The sequence below is a fragment of the Streptomyces ficellus genome (assembly GCF_030406405.1).
Classification (GTDB): Bacteria; Actinomycetota; Actinomycetes; order Streptomycetales; family Streptomycetaceae; genus Streptomyces; species Streptomyces ficellus_B.
The window spans coordinates 24,051-41,303 of record NZ_JAUEPL010000038.1; the positions used below are offsets into that span (position 1 = coordinate 24,051).

A 17,253-nucleotide genomic window follows, 5' to 3' on the forward strand; every position below is an offset into this window, starting at 1 on the left:
ATGACGACCACGACCACCACCACGACCACCACCGCGCACACCGCGGCCACCGTCCTCGACGCGAGCGGCGTCACCATGCGCTTCGGCGGCCTCACCGCCGTACGCTCCGTCGACCTCACCGTCCGCGAAGGCGAGATCGTCGGCCTCATCGGCCCCAACGGCGCGGGCAAGACGACCTTCTTCAACTGCCTCACCGGGCTGTACGTCCCCACCGAGGGCAAGGTCAGCTACAAGGGCACCGTACTGCCCCCCAAGCCACACCTGGTGACCAAAGCCGGCATCGCCCGCACCTTCCAGAACATCCGGCTCTTCGCCAACATGACCGTCCTGGAGAACGTCCTCGTCGGACGCCACACCCGGACCAAGGAAGGCCTCTGGTCCGCGCTCCTGCGCGGCCCCGGCTTCAAGAAGGCCGAAGCCGCGTCGCACGAACGTGCCATGGAACTGCTGGAGTTCATCGGCCTGGAGCACAAGGCCGACCACCTGGCCCGCAACCTCCCCTACGGCGAACAGCGCAAGCTGGAGATCGCCCGGGCCCTGGCCAGCGACCCCGGCCTGCTCCTGCTGGACGAGCCCACGGCCGGCATGAACCCCCAGGAGACGCGGGCCGCCGAAGAACTGATCTTCGCCATCCGCGACAAGGGCGTCGCCGTCCTCGTCATCGAGCACGACATGCGCTTCATCTTCAACCTCTGCGACCGCGTCGCCTGCCTCGTCCAGGGCCAGAAGCTCATCGAAGGCACGCCGGCGGTCGTCCAGGGCGACGAACGCGTCGTCGCCGCGTACCTCGGCACCCCCTTCGAGGGCGAACCCGGCACGGCGGAAGCCGCCGAGGTCGCCGCGGCGGAGGCGGCGGCGGGCCCGGTATCCGAGGCCCAGGCCCCGTCCGGGGCGGCTGACGCGGCCGACCCGCCTGCCCCGGCTGCCCCGGCTGACGCGGCCGACCCGGTTGACCCGGCCGACCCGGCCGACCCGGCCGACGGTGACCCCGTCACCGCGGCGGCCGACGCCGCGGAGGACGCCACCGGCAGGGTCGACACCGCCGCGGAAGCGGCCGACACCACCACGGCCGACACCGACCCTTCCGCGGACGCGCACAGCACCACCACAGAAGGAGACTCCAAGTGACCGCACTCCTGGAGGTCGAGGACCTCAGGGTCGCCTACGGCAAGATCGAAGCCGTCAAAGGCATCTCCTTCTCCGTCGAGGCCGGCCAGGTCGTCACCCTCATCGGCACCAACGGCGCCGGCAAGACCACCACACTGCGCACCCTCTCCGGGCTCCTCAAGCCCTCCGGCGGCAAGATCCACTTCGACGGCCAGGTGCTCAACGGCACCCCCGCCCACAAGATCGTCGCCCTGGGCATGGCCCACTCCCCCGAAGGCAGGCACATCTTCCCCCGCCTGACCATCGCCGAAAACCTCCAGCTCGGCGCCTTCCTCCGCAACGACAAAGCCGGCATCGAAAAAGACATCCAGCGCGCCTACGACCTCTTCCCCATCCTCGGCGAACGCCGCAAGCAGGCCGCCGGAACCCTCTCCGGCGGCGAACAGCAAATGCTCGCCATGGGCAGGGCCCTCATGTCCCAGCCCAAACTGCTCATGCTCGACGAGCCCTCCATGGGCCTCTCCCCGATCATGATGCAGAAGATCATGGCCACCATCAGCGAGCTCAAGGCCCAAGGCACCACCATCCTGCTCGTCGAGCAGAACGCCCAAGCCGCGCTGTCCCTCGCCGACCACGCCTACGTCATGGAAACCGGCACCATCAAACTCTCCGGCACCGGCCAAGACCTCCTCCACGACGAGTCCGTCCGCAAGACCTACCTCGGCGAGGACTGACCCCTACGCACACGAGAGGGCCCACCCGGTAACGGGCGGGCCCTCTCGTCGTCCACGTACTACTGACCCTTCGCGGCCTTCTTCTCCTCGGCGTCCTCGATGACCGCCTCCGCCACCTGCTGCATCGACATCCGCCGGTCCATCGACGTCTTCTGGATCCACCGGAAAGCCGCCGGCTCCGACAGCCCGTACTGCGTCTGCAGAATGCTCTTCGCCCGGTCCACCAGCTTCCGCGTCTCCAACCGCTGCGAGAGGTCCGCGACCTCCTTCTCCAGCGCCTTCAGCTCCGCGAACCGCGACACCGCCATCTCGATGGCCGGCACCACATCGCTCTTGCTGAACGGCTTCACCAGATACGCCATCGCCCCGGCGTCCCGAGCCCGCTCCACCAGATCCCGCTGCGAGAACGCCGTCAGCATCAGCACAGGCGCGATCGACTCACCCGCGATCTTCTCCGCGGCGGAGATCCCGTCCAGGACGGGCATCTTCACATCCAGGATCACCAGATCCGGCCGGTGCTCCCTGGCCAGCTCCACGGCCCGGGCGCCGTCACCGGCCTCGCCGACGACCGAATAGCCCTCTTCCTCAAGCATCTCTTTCAGGTCGAGGCGAATGAGGGCCTCGTCCTCCGCGATGACGACACGGGTCGTCAGCGGCGGGACGTGAGACTTGTCGTCATCGTCGGCGGCGACGGGCTGGGGCGACTCGGGGGCGGTCACGCGGGCTCCTCGTTCCAAGGGCAGGTACAGCTCCCCATGAGCCTACCTAGCTGCGGTATGGTGGACGAGCAGCAGGTGAAGGGAAACCTTCGATTCTGCGAGCCCCGGTAGCCCAATCGGTTAGAGGCCGTGCTCTCAAACAGCATCCAGTGTGGGTTCGAATCCCACCCGGGGTACTTTTCCTTCGTTTCCAAGGTCGCCGTGCGGTCACTCAAATTCTCTTGATCGCGGTAGGCTGCCTTCTTTTGCCTGCGGAACAACCGGCCACGCCGGCCTCGACCGCGGGTACGACATCCAGTCACGCAACTCCGTCGCCCGACGCGCGTCCGTCGCGCTCATGGACGCGCATGTCGGGCCGAAGCACTGAGGTGTTACGCGAGCGGTTCGCCGATGCGGTGGACGCGGACCAGGTTGGTGGAGCCGGAGACGCCCGGTGGGGAGCCGGCCGTGATGATGACGACGTCGTCCTTCCGGCAGCGGCCGATCTTCTGGAGGTGCTCGTCCACCTGGGCGACCATCGCGTCGGTGGAGTCGACATGGGGGCCGAGGAAGGTTTCCACGCCCCAGGTGAGGTTGAGCTGGGAGCGGGTGGCCGGGTCGGGGGTGAAGGCCAGGAGCGGGATCGGGGAGCGGTAGCGGGAGAGGCGTTTGGCGGTGTCGCCGGACTGGGTGAAGGCGACGAGGTATGTGGCGCCGAGGAAGTCGCCCATTTCGGCGGCCGCGCGGGCGACGGCGCCGCCTTGGGTGCGGGGCTTGTTGCGTTCGGTGAGTGGGGAGAGGCCCTTGGCGAGGACGTCTTCCTCGGCGGCTTCCACGATGCGGCTCATGGTGCGGACCGTGGCGATGGGGTAGGCGCCGACGCTGGTCTCGCCGGAGAGCATGACGGCGTCGGTGCCGTCGATGACGGCGTTGGCGACGTCGCTGGCCTCGGCGCGGGTGGGGCGGGAGTTGTCGATCATCGAGTCGAGCATCTGGGTGGCGACGATGACCGGTTTGGCGTTGCGCTTGGCGAGTTTGATGGCGCGCTTTTGGACGATGGGGACCTGTTCGAGGGGCATTTCGACGCCGAGGTCGCCGCGGGCGACCATGATGCCGTCGAAGGCGGCGACGATGTCGTCGATGTTGTCGACGGCTTGGGGTTTCTCGATTTTGGCGATGACGGGTACGCGGCGGCCTTCTTCGTCCATGACGCGGTGGACGTCTTCGATGTCGCGTCCGCTGCGTACGAAGGAGAGGGCGATGATGTCGGCGCCGGTGCGCAGTGCCCAGCGGAGGTCTTCGACGTCCTTGTCGGAGAGGGCGGGGACGGAGACGGCGACGCCGGGGAGGTTGAGGCCCTTGTTGTCGGAGACCATGCCGCCTTCGACGACGCGGGTGTGGACGCGGGGTCCGTCGACGCCGGTGACGTGGAGGGCGACGCGGCCGTCGTCGACGAGGATGCGTTCGCCGGGGGTGACGTCGGTGGCGAGGCCGTGGTAGGTGGTGCCGCAGGTGTGGCGGTCGCCTTGGACGCCGGGTTCGGCGGTGATGGTGAAGTCGTCGCCGCGTTCAAGGAGTACGGGGCCTTCGCGGAAGCGTCCGAGGCGGATCTTCGGGCCTTGAAGGTCGGCGAGTACGCCGACGCTTCGGCCGGTTTCGTCGGAGGCTTTACGTACGTGTTGGTAGCGCTGTTCGTGGTCGGCGTAGGTGCCGTGGCTGAGGTTGAAGCGGGCGACGTCCATTCCGGCTTCGACCAGTGCCTTGATCTGGTCGTATGTGTCGGTGGCTGGGCCCAGGGTGCAGACGATTTTGGCTCGGCGCATGGTCCGAGCCTATGGCTTACCGGTGGGTAGACCACGGGTGTCGTGTGACTGCTCAACCACCTTTGTGTTGAGGCGGAGTTGACAAGTGTTGAATTGTGCGGAGGGGCGCTCTGTTGAGCGCCCGGATGGCGTGGTCAGAGCCGTGGGGGGTGCATGGTGAATCGGGCGTTGACCTGCGCGGTGACGGTCTGGCGCTGGGGTTCGAGGTCGAGTGCGGGGGCGGCCTGTTCGGTGGCTTCGGCGGCGGCGAAGGCCATGCGGGCTCCGGCGGGGGCCGGGGGGAGGTAGGGGGTGGTGTTCTCGGCGCCGAGGTCGGCGAGTTCGACGAGGGCCGCGAGGTGGGTGCCGAGGGCCTGGGCGTATTCGCGGGCGCGTTGGACGGCTTCTTTGACGGCTTGGCGGCGGGCTTCGCCATGGGCGGGTGAGTCGGGGCGCAGGGCCCACCAGGGGCCGTCGATGCGGGTGAGTTCGAGGTCGGCGAGGCGGGTGGTGAGTTCGCCGAGGGCGGTGAAGTCGGTGAGTTCGGCGGTGAGGTGGACGCGGCCGTGGTAGGCGCGGACGCGTTCGGCGCGGCCGTGGCGAGTGAGTTCGGGGGTGATGGAGAAGGCTCCGGTTTCGAGCTTTTCGACGGCTTCGCCGTAGGACTTGATGAGGTCGAGGGCGGTGGCGTTGCGGCGGGTGAGGTCGTCGAGTGCGCTGCGCCGGTCGGTGCCCCGGGCGGAGACGGTGATGCCGATGCGGGCGATCTCGGGGTCCACTTCGAGGCGGGCTTCGCCGCGTACGGCGACGCGTGGCGCGTCGGGGGTGCCGTAGGGGAGGTCGCTGGTCATGGCGGGTCATTTCCTCCTGGTCATCCAATCGAAACCTGGCGCGTCTACCGCTGGGTAGCTGCTCTGCGCCAGAATCTACGCGCGTTGTGCACTGGACGAAGGAGATCACATGCCGCTGAACCGTAGGACTTTCCTGGAGCGGTCGGCCGCCGCCGGCGCTGGTGTGGCCGTTGCCGGGGCGGTGGGGGCGCCGGCGTCGGCGGCGGCGCGGGAGAAGCGGTACTCCTTCACCGTCATGGGCACCACGGACCTGCACGGCAATGTCTTCAACTGGGACTACTTCACGGACCGGGAGTTCGACGACAAGGCGCACAATGACGTCGGTCTGGCGAAGATCTCCACGCTGGTGGAGCGGGTGCGTGCGGAGAAGGGCCGGGGCAACACTCTGCTGATCGACGCGGGTGACACCATCCAGGGCACCCAGCTGTCGTACTACTACGCCAAGGTGGATCCGATCACCGCCGAGCGCGGGCCCGTGCATCCCATGGCGCAGGCGATGAACGCGATCGGGTACGACGCGGCCGCGCTCGGCAACCATGAGTTCAACTACGGCATACCGGTGCTGCGGAAGTTCCAGGAGCAGTGCGACTTCCCGCTGCTCGGTGCCAACGCGCTGGACGCGAAGACGCTGCGCCCGGCGTTCCCCCCGTACAGCATGCACCGGCTGCGTACGCCGTGCGGCCGGGATGTGCGGGTGGCGGTCCTCGGGCTGACGAACCCCGGTATCGCCATCTGGGACAAGGCGAACGTCAGCGGCCGGATGGTGTTCCCGGGTCTTGAGGAGCAGGCCGCGAAGTGGGTGCCGAAGCTGCGCTCGATGGGCGCGGACGTGGTGATCGTGTCGGCGCATTCGGGGTCGAGCGGTACCTCGTCGTACGGGGATCAGCTTCCGTACGTCGAGAACGCGGCCGCGCTGGTGGCGGAGCAGGTGCCGGGCATCGACGCGATCCTGGTCGGTCACGCGCACACGGAGATCCCGGAGTACCGGGTGAGGAACAAGGAGACGGGCAGGGACGTCGTGCTGTCGGAGCCGCTGAAGTGGGGGCAGCGGCTGACGCTGTTCGACTTCGGTGTGGTGTGGTCGAAGGGGCGCTGGGTGGTGGAGAGGGTCGGCGCGCGGGTGCTGAACTCCAACACCGTCGAGGAGGACCCTCGGATCGTCAAGCTGCTGGGTGATGAGCACGAGAAGGTCGTGGCGTACGTCAACCAGGTGATCGGCACGGCGACGGTGGCGATGTCCACGGCGCAGGCGCCGTGGAAGGACGAGCCGATCATCGATCTGATCAACCATGTGCAGGCGGAGACGGTGCGGGCGGCGCTGGCGGGTGGCGAGTACGCGTCGCTGCCCGTCTTGTCGCAGGCGTCGTGTTTCTCGCGTACGGCGAGGATTCCTGCCGGTGAGGTGACGATCCGGGACGCGGCGGGGCTGTACCCGTTCGAGAACACGCTGGAGGCCCGTGTGCTGACGGGGGCGCAGCTGAGGGACTATCTGGAATTTTCCGCGCGGTATTACGTGCGGACGCCGGCGGATGCTCCGGTGGACACCGCGAAGCTGACGAACGCCGGCGGGACGCCGGATTACAACTACGACGCTGTGTATGGCCTGACGTATGAGATCGACATCGCGAAGCCGGCGGGTTCGCGGATCGTGAATCTGTCGTTCGAGGGGAGGCCGCTGGACCCGGCGGCGCGGTTCGTGCTGGCGGTGAACAACTACCGGGCGTCCGGTGGCGGTGCGTTCCCGCATGTGGCGGGGGCGAAGCAGGTGTGGGCGAACTCGGAGGAGATCCGGAACACGATCATCCAGTGGGTGCGGGCGCAGGGGACGGTCGACCCGGGCCGGTTCGCGTCGGTGGACTGGAGGCTGACCCGGGACGGCGTGCCGGTCTTCTAACGGTTGCGTGGGGTGTGCAGGGGCGTCTGGCTGGGAATGCCGGGCGCCTCGTGCCGTTCGAGGCCGAAGGTGGTGAAGGCGGTGCGGCGCGGGAGGGGGTAGGGCTCCTTGCCGGTGAGGTGGTTGAGGATGGTGGCGCTGCGCCAGGCGGCGAGGCCGAGGTCGGGGGCGCCGACGCCGTGGGTGTGTGTCTCGGCGTTCTGTACATAGATGGAGCCGGTGACGGAGGGGTCGAGGACGAGCCGGTAGTGGGCGTCGATGCGGGGGCGGTCGTGGGAGTCGCGCCGCATGTAGGGGTCGAGGCCGGCGAGGATGCGGTCCAGGGGGCGTTCGCGGTAGCCGGTGGCGAGGATGACGGCGTCGGTGGTGAGGCGGTCGCGGGTGCCCTGCTGGATGTGTTCGAGGTGGAGTTCCACTTTGGTGGTGGCGAGGCGTCCGGCGGTGCGGACGCGTACGCCGGGGGTGAGGACGGCGTCGGGCCAGCCGCCGTGGAGGGTGCGGCGGTAGAGCTCGTCGTGGATGGCGGCGATGGTGTCGGTGTCGATGCCTTTGTGGAGTTGCCATTGGCGGGGCACGAGGTCGCTGCGTACGTGTTCGGGGAGGGCGTGGAAGTAGCGGGTGTAGTCGGGGGTGAAGTGTTCGAGGCCGAGTTTGGAGTACTCCATGGGGGCGAAGGCCTCGGTGCGGGTGAGCCAGTGGATCTTCTCGGCTCCGGTGGGGCGGGTGCGCAGGAGGTCGAGGAAGATCTCGGCGCCCGATTGGCCCGAGCCGATGACGGTGATGTGTTCGGCGGCGAGGAGCCGTTCGCGGTGGTGGAGGTAGTCGGCGGAGTGGATGACGGGCACGGCGGGTTGTTCGGCGAGGGGCCGCAGGGGGTCGGGGATGTAGGGCTCGGTGCCGACGCCGAGAACGAGGTGGCGGGTGTGGGTGCGGCCGAGGGCTTCGGCTTCGCCGGTCTGGTCGAGCTGGGTGTAGTCGACTTCGAAGACGTCGCGTTCGGCGTTCCAGCGGACGGCGTCGACCTGGTGGCCGAAGTGGAGGGTGGGGAGGTGGCCGCTGACCCAGCGGCAGTAGGCGTCGTATTCGGCGCGGTGGGTGTGGAAGCGCTCGGCGAAGTAGAAGGGGTAGAGGCGGTCGCGGCTGCGGAGGTAGTTGAGGAATGACCAGGGGCTGGTGGGGTCGGCGAGGGTGACGAGGTCGGCGAGGAAGGGGACTTGGAGGGTGGTGCCTTCGATGAGCTGGCCGGGGTGCCAGCAGAAGGTGGGGCGCTGTTCGTAGAAGGCGGCGTCGAGGCCTCCGGGTACGCCGTCGGCGAGGGCGGCGAGGGAGAGGTTGAACGGGCCGATGCCGATGCCCACCAGGTCGTGGGGGTGGTGGGGGTCCATCCGCGCCGCCTGGGTGGCCTGGGTGGGCTGGTGTTCCTCGGCGTGCGGGGTGGGTGCGGGCTGGGGCGTGCCGGTCATCGGGTGGTGCTGCCTTCCACGAGTGCGGTGAGGTGGGCGAGGTCGTCGGGGGTGGTGTGGGGGTTGAGGAGGGTGGCTTTGAGCCAGAGGCGGCCGTCTGCGCGGGCGCGGCCGAGGACGGCGTGGCCCTGGGTGAGGAGGGCGCGGCGGGTGGCGGCGACCGCGTGGTCCGTGGCGTCGGTGGGGCGGAAGAGGACGGTGGTGAGGGTGGGGCGCTGGTGGAGCTGGAGGTGGGGGCTTTTCTCGATGAGGTCGGCGAGGTGGTCTGCGGTGGTGCAGACGCGGTCGACGAGGGTGCCCAGTCCGGTGCGGCCGAGGGCGCGGAGGGTGACGGCGACTTTGAGAATGTCGGGGCGGCGGGTGGTGCGCGGGGAGCGGCCGAGGAGGTCGGGGATGCCGGCGTGGGTGTCGTCGTCGGGGTTGAGGTAGTCGGCGGTGTGGCCGAGCGCGGCGAGCTGTGCGGTGTCGGATACGGCGAGGAGTCCGGCGGCGACGGGTTGCCAGCCGAGTTTGTGCAGGTCGAGGGTGACGGTGCGGGCGCGGTCGAGGCCGGTGAGGAGGTGGCGGCGGGCGGCGCTGAACAGGAGCGGTCCGCCGTAGGCGGCGTCGATGTGGAGGGTGGCGCCGTGCGTGTCGCACAGGTCGGCGATGTCGGCGAGGGGGTCGATGCTGCCGGTGTCGGTGGTGCCGGCGGTGGCGGTGACGAACAGGGGGCCGCGCAGGTCGGTGAGGACGGCGGCGAGGGCGGTGAGGTCGATGGTTCCGCCGGGGGCGGGGACGGTGACCGGTTCGGGCAGGCCGAGGAGCCAGGCGGCGCGGCGGATGGAGTGGTGGGTGTTGGCGCCGCAGACGGTCTGGAGGGTGGGGCCGTGGTGCTCGCGGGCGAGGAGGAGGGCGAGTTGGTTGGACTCGGTGCCGCCGGTGGTGACGAGGGCGTCGGGGCGCGGGGCGGTGGGGTAGGTCTCGGAGGCGAGGGCGCGGGTGACGAGCTGTTCGAGTACGGAGGCGGCGGGGGCCTGGTCCCAGGAGTCGAGGGAGGGGTTGAGCGCGGAGGCGGCGAGGTCCGCGGCGGCGGCGAGCGCGAGGGGCGGGGTGTGGAGGTGGGCCGCGCAGTGCGGGTGGGCGGGGTCGGCGGCTCCATGGGCGAAGGTGCCGATGAGGGTGCGGAGGGCTTCGTCGGCGCCGGTTCCGGTGTCGGGGAGTACGTCTCCCACGGCGCCCCGCACGTGTGCGGCGACGGCGTCGGGGCCGCCGGCGGGGAGCGGGCCGCTGCGGGTGACGGCGCCGTGGTGGAGGGCGTCGAGCACGGTGTCGAGGAGCGGCCGCAGGGCCTCGGGACCTTCGGGGCCTCCGGCGAGGGGCGGGGTGCTCATGCTGCCAGCGTGGCCCGGCGGGGCGGGGCGTGGCCGTGCTGCGGGGGGATCGCAACCCGAAAGGGGGACGGCGGTGGGGGCGGGCGGGCCGGGCGTGCTATGGGCGGGGCGCACCGCCGGGGGGCGCACCGCCGGGGGGCGCACCGCCGCGGGGGCGCACCCGCGGGTAAGGCGCCCCGCGGGTGGGGGCGCCCCTGGGGGGTCAGGCTTTGCGGGCGTGGAGGGCGCGGCGGAGGTCGTCGATCTGGTCGATGAGCTTGCGGCGGAGGGCCGGCAGGAGGGTGTCGTCGGTCAGGTGCTGTTCGCCGAGGCGGAGGTGTTCACGGTCCACCGCGTGGGCAGGGAAGGCGTACCGGCCGGCGGCCTCGGCGATGGCGGGGCCGCGGCGCTGGGCGAGGGCGGCGGCGTCGGGGTAGAAGCGGGGGACGTACTCCCGTACCAGTTCGGCCTGTTCGGGTTGCCAGAAGCCCTGCGCGGTGGCGGTGAACAGGTAGTTGGACAGGGTGTCGGAGCTGAACATGCGCTCCCAGGCGGCCGCTTTCGCCTCGGGCGTCGGCAGGGCGGCGCGGCAGCGCGCGGCGCCCTCCTGGCCGGTGGCGCTGGCGTCGCGGTCCAGCTCGGCGGCGATGGCGGCCTCGTCGGTGGCGCCGAGGACGGCGAGCCGGCCCAGGATGCGCCAGCGCAGCTCCGGGTCGAGGTCGGGTCCGCCGGGCACGGCGCCCTCGTCGAGCCAGCCCTGAAGGGTGGCGGCCCGGTCGGCGACGTCGATGAAGTGGCGTACGGCGGTGAGGCGCAGGCCGGGGTCCTTGCCGTCCTCGGTGCGGCGGATGAGGTCGCGGGTGAGGTCGGTGAGCAGGGCGAGCGCGGCGGGGCGGGCCTCGGCGGGCAGGTAGCGGTCGGCGATGTGGACCGACGCGAAGCCGAGGACGCCCTGGACGATCGCGAGGTCCTTTTCGTGCGGGAGGTGGGCGCGGGCGGCGTCCAGGTAGGCGGTGGGGGCCAGTTCGCCGTCGCGGACCATGTCACGGGCGGCGTTCCAGACGACGGCGCGGGTGATGGGGTGGGGGATGCCGGACAGGGAGCGTACGGCGGTGTCCCACGAGGTGGTGTCGAGGCGGACCTTGGCGTAGGTGAGGTCGCCGTCGTTGAGGACGACGAGCGCGGGGCGGGGCCCGGGGAGGGCGGCGGGGGCGTCCTGCGGGACGTCGGCCTCCAGGCGGTCGCGCAGGACGAGGCGGGTGTCGTCGGCCAGGTCGTGGTCGTAGACGCCGATGGTGATGCGGTGGGGGCGGCTGCCGGCGCGGCTGATGGTGAGGGTGCCGCTGGCCTGGTCGTAGGCGGGGGTGAGGGTGTCGACGCCGGTGGTGCGCAGCCATGCCTCGGCCCAGCCGTGGACGTCGCGGTCCGTGGCGGAGGCGAGGTTGTCGATGAAGTCGGCGAGGGTGGCGTTGGCGAACTTGTGGCGGGCGAAGTGGGCGTTGATGCCCGCGAGGAACTCCTTCTCACCCATCCAGGTGACCAGTTGCCGCAGCGCGGAGGCGCCCTTGGCGTACGAGATGCCGTCGAAGTTGAGCATCGCGGCGGCGGTGTCGGGCACGGCCTCGGGGTCGGGGGCCACGGGGTGGGTGGAGGGGCGCTGGTCGGCGTCGTACCCCCACGCCTTGCGTACGACACCGAAGTCGACCCAGGTGTCGGGGTAGCGCGTGGTGGCCTCGTTGATGATCTGGTAGCCCATGTACTCGGCGAAGGACTCGTTCAGCCAGATGTCGTCCCACCAGGCGAGGGTGACGAGGTCGCCGAACCACATGTGTGCCATCTCATGGGCGATGACCATGGCGCGGGTCTGGCGTTCGGTGACGGTGACGGCGGAGCGGTAGACGAACTCGTCGCGGAAGGTGACCAGGCCGGGGTTCTCCATGGCGCCCGCGTTGAACTCGGGGACGAAGGCCTGGTCGTAGGAGTCGAAGGGGTACGGCTCGTCGAACTTCTCGTGGTACCGGTCGAAGCACTGCCGGGTGACCTCCAGGATCTCCTCGGCGTCCGCGTCGAGGTGGGGGGCGAGGGAGCGGCGGCAGTGGAGGCCGAAGGGCAGTCCGGCGTGCTGGGTGCGGATGGAGTGCCAGGGGCCGGCGGCGACGGCGACGAGGTAGGTGGAGATGGGGGGCGTGGGCGCGGCCTGCCAGCGGCCGTCGTCCTGGCGGGTGGTGATGCCGTTGGCGAGGACGGTCCAGTGGGCCGGGGCGGTGACGGCGACCTCGAAGACGGCCTTGAGGTCGGGCTGGTCGAAGGCGGCGAAAACGCGCTGGACGTCCTCCATGAACAGCTGGGTGTAGGTGTAGGTCTCGCCGTCGCTGGGATCGGTGAAGCGGTGCATGCCTTCGCCGGTGTGCGAGTAGCGCATGGCGGCGTCGACGCGCAGGGTGTGCTCGCCCGGGGTGAGGGTGAGGGGCAGCCGGTTGTCGGTGAGCGTCTCGGGGTCGAGCGGCTGCCCGTCGAGGGTGACGGAGCGGAGGGTGGCGGGCTTCAGCTCGACGAAGGTGTTCCCGGCGGTGCGGGCGGTGAAGCGGATGAGGGTGGTGGAGTCGAAGGTGTCGTCGCCGGTGGTCAGATCGAGGTCGACCGTGTACCGGTGGACGTCGAGGAGCTGGGCTCGGGTCTGCGCTTCGTCGCGCGTCAGTACGGGCATGGGGCCATGCTGCCCGATGGGGTGGGGGCGGGGCACGGCGGTTCATCTCACGGCTGATCCGGCGCCGGGCGCCCGGGACGGGGTGGTAGGGCGGCGGCTATGGGCGTCGGGAGCTGCCGCTACCGCGCGCGGCGATCGCTGCACTGGGGGCGCGGGTGCCGACACGTGGCGATCACCGGGCGTCGCGGGTGCAGATACCGCCTGCGGCGATCACCGGACGTCGCGGGCGGGGGTGCCGCCCGTGGCGATCACCGGACGTCCGGGGCGCGGGTTCTGGTCTGCGGCGTTCACTGGACGTCAGGACGGGGATGCCAGCCGCGACGGTCACCGGGCCGCGAGGGGCAGGGACGCCGCCGCGACGGTCAGCGGGTGTCGCGGGCACGGGTGCCCATCCGCAGCGATCACTCGACGTCGGACCGGGGATACGCCGCGGCGATCACTGGACGTCGGGGACGGGATGGCAGCCGCGAGGGGCAGGGACGCCGCCGCGACGGTCAGCGGGTGTCCGGGGCGCGGGTGCCGTCTGCGATCGTCTCGTGGTGGCGGATCACCTCGGCGATGATGAAGTTCAGCAGCTTCTCGGCGAACGCGGGGTCGAGTTTCGCGCTCTCCGCGAGCTGCCGCAGCCGGGCGATCTGGCGGGCCTCGCGGCCGGGGTCGGCCGGGGGCAGGTGGTGGCGGGCCTTGAGGTGGCCGACCTGTTGGGTGCACTTGAACCGCTCGGCCAGCATATGGACGACCGCCGCGTCGATGTTGTCGATGCTTTCGCGCAGCCGTGTCAGTTGCGCGCGTACGGACTCGTCGAGGACGGGTTCGATCACGGCCTCGTCGCTCTCGTCGGGCCGGTCGGTCTGGCTGGTGCTCATGGTGAGCGAGCTTAGACGGCTCCCGTGGGGATGGTCGGCGGGTGGTCGGGATGCGGGATCCGGTCGCTCCAGCCGCCGGGGACGGCGCGGCCCTGCTGCTCGCGGAAGCGGATCGGGGCGGTGCCGACGCGGCGGGTGAACAGGCGGGAGAAGTACGCGGGGTCGTCGTAGCCGACGCGGCGGGCGATGGCGGCGACGGGCAGTTCGGTGCCGGTGAGGAGCTCCTTGGCCCGGCCCAGCCGTATCCCGAGCAGGTAGTCCTTGGGGCTGCGGCCCGCTGTGCGCCGTACCGCCGCGCGCAGTTCGGCGGGGGACATGCCGTGCCGGGCGGCGTGTTCGGCGACGGTCAGCGGCCGGAAGGCGTCGCGGGCCAGGGCCTCCAGGACGGGGTCGCCGTCGGGGTTGGTGTCGGCGCGGGCGCGGCGCAGCGCGACGAGCAGCTCGTGGACGGCGGCGGCGGTCTCGACTTCGAGGAGGGGGTTGCCGCGTCGGGCCGCCCGGGCGATGCGGCCGATGGCGATGCGGGCCGGGCCCGCGTCGGCGAGCGGGACGACGGGGCGGTCGGGCTCGATGTAGCCGAGTTCGGTGTACGTGGCGGTGACCGGTCCGGTGAAGTCGACGAACCCCTCGTCCCAGCCGGTGGCCGGGTCGGGTCCGTAGTGGTGCGGGACCCCTGGGGTGAGCCAGAGCAGCGCGGGCGCGGTCACCGTCAGGCGCCGCCCGTCCGGGCACCGGTACCAGCCGCCGCCCGCGCTGATGACGACGGCGACGTGGTGGTCGAGGGTGCGGGGGCCGACCGCGGGCAGGGTGCCGTGCTGGAGGCCGACGCCGAGGCAGACCAGGCCGAGGCGCTGGTGCAGCGGGCCGGGCGTGAAGAAACGCATCCAGGTGTGGTACATCCCGCGGCCTCCCCGAGCCTCCCGGCTGAACCGTTTTTGCGTCCAAACAGCGCCGATCTTTGTCCATGGACCGCCCGCCCGCCAGAGGGCGAGGGTGGGCCGCGGCAGGTGATCAAGGGAGGCAGGGGTACGTGGCCGGGTTCGCGGTGGGTGATGAGGACTTTCTGCTGGAGGGCCGGCCGGTGCGGCTGCTGTCGGGGGCGCTGCACTACTTCCGGGTGCACGAGGAGCAGTGGGACCACCGGCTGGCGATGCTCCGGGCGATGGGCCTGAACTGCGTGGAGACGTACGTCCCGTGGAACCTGCACGAGCCTCGGCCCGGGCGCTACCGGGACGTGGGCGCGCTGGGGCGGTTCGTGGACGCGGCCGGCGCGGCGGGGCTGTGGGTGATCGTGCGGCCGGGCCCGTACATCTGCGCGGAGTGGGAGAACGGCGGGCTGCCGCACTGGCTGACGGGGCGGCTGGGGCGGCGGGTGCGGACGGCTGACCGGGAGTACCTGTTCCACGTGGACCGCTGGTTCCGGACGCTGCTGCCGCAGGTCGTGGCGCGGCAGATCGACCGGGGCGGTCCGGTGATCATGGTGCAGGCGGAGAACGAGTACGGGAGTTACGGCTCCGACCAGGGCTATCTGCGGTACGTCGCGGATCTGCTGGGCGCCTGCGGGGTGACCGTACCGCTGTTCACCTCGGACGGGCCGGAGGACCACATGCTCACCGGCGGATCGATTCCGGGCGTGCTGGCGACGGTGAACTTCGGGTCGGGGGCACGGGCGGCGTTCGAGGACTTGCGCCGGCATCAGCCGCGCGGGCCGTTGATGTGCATGGAGTTCTGGTGCGGCTGGTTCGCGCACTGGGGTGACCGGGGTGACGAGGGTGCCGCGCGGGACGCGCGGGACGCGGCGGCGGCGCTGGCGGAGATCCTCGGCCTCGGGGCGTCGGTGAACATCTACATGGCGCACGGGGGCACGAACTTCGGCGGCTGGGCGGGCGCGAACCGGGCGGGCGAGCAGCATGACGGTGCGCTGGAGGCGACGGTGACGTCGTACGACTATGACGCGCCGATCGACGAGGCGGGGCTGCCGACCGCGAAGTTCTGGGAGTTCCGGTCGGTGCTGGCGCAGTACGCCGAGGGCCCGCCGCCGCCGGTTCCGGCGCCGCCCGCGCGGCTGGCCGCGCCCGTGGACACCGGTTTCACGTGGTGGGCGCCGCTGGACGACGTACTGGACGCGCTGGGCGAGATGGAGCGAGACGGTCCGGTGCCGCCCACGTTCGAGGACTTGGGCGTCGACCGGGGCCTGGTGCGCTACCGGCTCCGGGTGCCGGGGCCGCGGCGAGCGTATCCGCTGTACGTCACGGGCCTGAGGGACCGGGCGGTGGTGTACGTGGACGGGGTCCGCGCGGGCGTCCTGGACGCCGAGGACGCGGTCCTGGCGCAGCCGGTGGCGGGGCCGGCGGTGGTGGACCTGTGGGTGGAGTCGCTGGGGCGGGTCAACTACGGGCCCCGGCTGGGTGAGGCGAAGGGCATCACGGGCGGCGTACGGCACGAGCGGCAGTATGTGCACGGGGTACGGGCCCGGGGGCTGCGGCTGGACGCGTTCACCGCGGACGGGGTGGCGAAGGTGGCGTTCAGGCCGGTGGCGGGGCGTGAGCCGGGGCTGTACCGGGGGGTCGCCGAGGTGTACGGGCCGGGTGACGCGGCGCTGGAACTGCCCGGCTGGACGCGCGGGTTCGTGTGGCTGAACGGGTTCTGTCTCGGGCGGTACTGGGGGGTGGGGCCGCAGGAGTCGCTGTTCGTGCCGGGGCCGGTGCTGCGGGAGGGTGCGAACGAGGTCTGGGTGCTGGAGCTGGAGGGCGCCGGGACCTGCGTACGCCTGGCATAGCGGGAGGGGCAGGCCCCGCCGGGCCTGCCCCCGCTGATCGGTCTGCCGTACGACAGGCGTACGGCAGACGTACGACGGACGTACGACGGACGTGTTACAGACTCGCCGCCGCGGACTTGATGGCGGAGGCGAAGGTGGACACCTCGGTGTAGACGCCGGGGTAGTCGGGCCGTGCGCAGCCCTGGCCCCAGCTGACGATGCCGACCTGTATCCACGCCCCGGCGTTGTCCCGGCGGAACATGGGACCGCCGGAGTCGCCCTGGCAGGTGTCGACGCCGCCCTGGGTGTAGCCGGCGCAGAGCTCCTCGGCCGGGACGAGCTCGTTGCCGTACGACTGCTTGCAGGTGGCGTCGGAGACGAAGGGCACCGTGGCCTTGCGCATGTACCGCTGCTGGGTGCCGCCTTCGCGGGTGGCGCCCCAGCCGGCGACGGTGAAGGTGCCGGTGTTGTACGCGGTGTTCGTGGCGATGTTCAGGGTGGGCAGGTTGATCGGCTGCGCGAGCTTGATCAGCGCCCAGTCCTTGCCCTTGCCGTTGTAGCCGGGCGCCTGGAGGACCTTGGTCGACTTGACCTTGATGGCGCTGGAGCTCTGCAGGTCCACGACACCGGCGGTGGCGGTGATGCTGGTGTTGTTGCCGGAGCCGCTGACGCAGTGGGCGGCGGTCAGCACGATCTGCTGGGTGAGCAGGGAGCCGCCGCAGCCCATGGACAGGCGGACCATCCACGGGAACTCGCCCTGCGCGGCGGTGGTGCCGCCGACGACCGGCTGGGGAGCCGCGGAAGCGGTGGTGGGCTGGAGGCTGACCGCGGCGAGGGCGACGGCGCCGACCGCAGCACATCTTTTGAGGGTGCGGAGAATGCTGGACAACTGTCTGCCTTTCGTGGGGGGTTGAGTCGTGCGCGCACAACGGAGCCTCTGCCGCCAGGCAGCGCGGTGACATGGGCTCGTCAAGGCGTGCTGGGATTATCCGGAGGCGATCACACGCACCACAAGGCCGAC

13 protein-coding genes and 1 tRNA gene are annotated in these 17,253 nt (G+C 71.0%); 5 read left to right on the plus strand and 9 right to left on the minus strand.

Translation table 11 applies throughout. The annotated features are described in order from the left end of the window. Together QWM81_RS22400 and QWM81_RS22405 are read left to right on the plus strand one after the other, a co-directional pair. Positions 1 to 1,128, plus strand: a complete 1,128-nt coding sequence (locus QWM81_RS22400; RefSeq protein ID WP_290114105.1) for an ABC transporter ATP-binding protein — start codon at positions 1 to 3, stop codon at positions 1,126 to 1,128. Further along, a complete protein-coding gene (locus tag QWM81_RS22405; protein ID WP_290114064.1) occupies positions 1,125 to 1,841 on the plus strand; it encodes an ABC transporter ATP-binding protein in 717 nt (238 codons plus the stop codon). The genes QWM81_RS22400 and QWM81_RS22405 overlap by 4 nt, the downstream gene beginning before the upstream one ends. Positions 1,842 to 1,900: 59 nt before the next feature. On the opposite strand, the gene QWM81_RS22410 is transcribed toward QWM81_RS22405, so the two are convergent. Further along, positions 1,901 to 2,560, minus strand: coding sequence for an ANTAR domain-containing response regulator (locus tag QWM81_RS22410; protein WP_290114065.1), 660 nt, complete (start codon positions 2,558 to 2,560; stop codon positions 1,901 to 1,903). A 101-nt stretch (positions 2,561 to 2,661) separates the two neighbouring features. Here QWM81_RS22410 and QWM81_RS22415 point away from each other — a divergent pair. Next, positions 2,662 to 2,736: transfer RNA gene (locus tag QWM81_RS22415), tRNA-Leu, on the plus strand. A 195-nt stretch (positions 2,737 to 2,931) separates the two neighbouring features. On the opposite strand, the gene pyk is transcribed toward QWM81_RS22415, so the two are convergent. Both pyk and QWM81_RS22425 read right to left on the minus strand, forming a co-directional pair. After that, the gene (gene pyk, locus QWM81_RS22420; protein WP_290114066.1) at positions 2,932 to 4,362 is read right to left on the minus strand and encodes a pyruvate kinase; all 1,431 of its coding nucleotides are present in this window, start codon (positions 4,360 to 4,362) and stop codon (positions 2,932 to 2,934) included. Between the two features lie 134 nt (positions 4,363 to 4,496). Continuing rightward, positions 4,497 to 5,192: an SIMPL domain-containing protein gene (locus tag QWM81_RS22425; protein WP_290114067.1), complete on the minus strand. Its 696-nt coding sequence runs from the start codon at positions 5,190 to 5,192 to the stop codon at positions 4,497 to 4,499. 109 nt (positions 5,193 to 5,301) lie between these two features. Here QWM81_RS22425 and QWM81_RS22430 point away from each other — a divergent pair, with 109 nt between their 5' ends. Further along, positions 5,302 to 7,086 (plus strand): bifunctional metallophosphatase/5'-nucleotidase, encoded by a 1,785-nt coding sequence (locus QWM81_RS22430; RefSeq protein ID WP_290114069.1) that lies wholly within the window; start codon positions 5,302 to 5,304, stop codon positions 7,084 to 7,086. Here QWM81_RS22430 and QWM81_RS22435 read toward each other — a convergent pair. The 5 genes from QWM81_RS22435 to QWM81_RS22455 form a co-directional block, all read right to left on the minus strand. Beyond that, positions 7,083 to 8,549, minus strand: a complete 1,467-nt coding sequence (locus QWM81_RS22435) for a lysine N(6)-hydroxylase/L-ornithine N(5)-oxygenase family protein (RefSeq protein WP_435372423.1) — start codon at positions 8,547 to 8,549, stop codon at positions 7,083 to 7,085. The two genes, QWM81_RS22430 and QWM81_RS22435, sit on opposite strands and share 4 nt — an antisense overlap. Then, positions 8,546 to 9,922 (minus strand): pyridoxal phosphate-dependent decarboxylase family protein, encoded by a 1,377-nt coding sequence (locus tag QWM81_RS22440; RefSeq protein ID WP_290114070.1) that lies wholly within the window; start codon positions 9,920 to 9,922, stop codon positions 8,546 to 8,548. The genes QWM81_RS22435 and QWM81_RS22440 overlap by 4 nt, the downstream gene beginning before the upstream one ends. 202 nt (positions 9,923 to 10,124) lie before the next feature. Continuing rightward, a complete protein-coding gene (gene pepN, locus QWM81_RS22445) occupies positions 10,125 to 12,608 on the minus strand; it encodes an aminopeptidase N (RefSeq protein ID WP_290114071.1) in 2,484 nt (827 codons plus the stop codon). Positions 12,609 to 13,102: 494 nt separating this feature from the next. Further along, positions 13,103 to 13,474: a chorismate mutase gene (locus QWM81_RS22450; protein ID WP_290114072.1), complete on the minus strand. Its 372-nt coding sequence runs from the start codon at positions 13,472 to 13,474 to the stop codon at positions 13,103 to 13,105. 11 nt (positions 13,475 to 13,485) lie between these two features. Then, the gene (locus QWM81_RS22455) at positions 13,486 to 14,373 is read right to left on the minus strand and encodes a helix-turn-helix domain-containing protein (RefSeq protein ID WP_290114073.1); all 888 of its coding nucleotides are present in this window, start codon (positions 14,371 to 14,373) and stop codon (positions 13,486 to 13,488) included. Between the two features lie 131 nt (positions 14,374 to 14,504). On the opposite strand from QWM81_RS22455, the gene QWM81_RS22460 reads away from it, so the two are divergent. Next, positions 14,505 to 16,253, plus strand: a complete 1,749-nt coding sequence (locus tag QWM81_RS22460) for a glycoside hydrolase family 35 protein (protein ID WP_290114074.1) — start codon at positions 14,505 to 14,507, stop codon at positions 16,251 to 16,253. Positions 16,254 to 16,347: 94 nt separating this feature from the next. On the opposite strand, the gene QWM81_RS22465 is transcribed toward QWM81_RS22460, so the two are convergent. Next, the gene (locus QWM81_RS22465) at positions 16,348 to 17,121 is read right to left on the minus strand and encodes a serine protease (protein ID WP_290114075.1); all 774 of its coding nucleotides are present in this window, start codon (positions 17,119 to 17,121) and stop codon (positions 16,348 to 16,350) included. Positions 17,122 to 17,253: the final 132 nt, after the last annotated feature.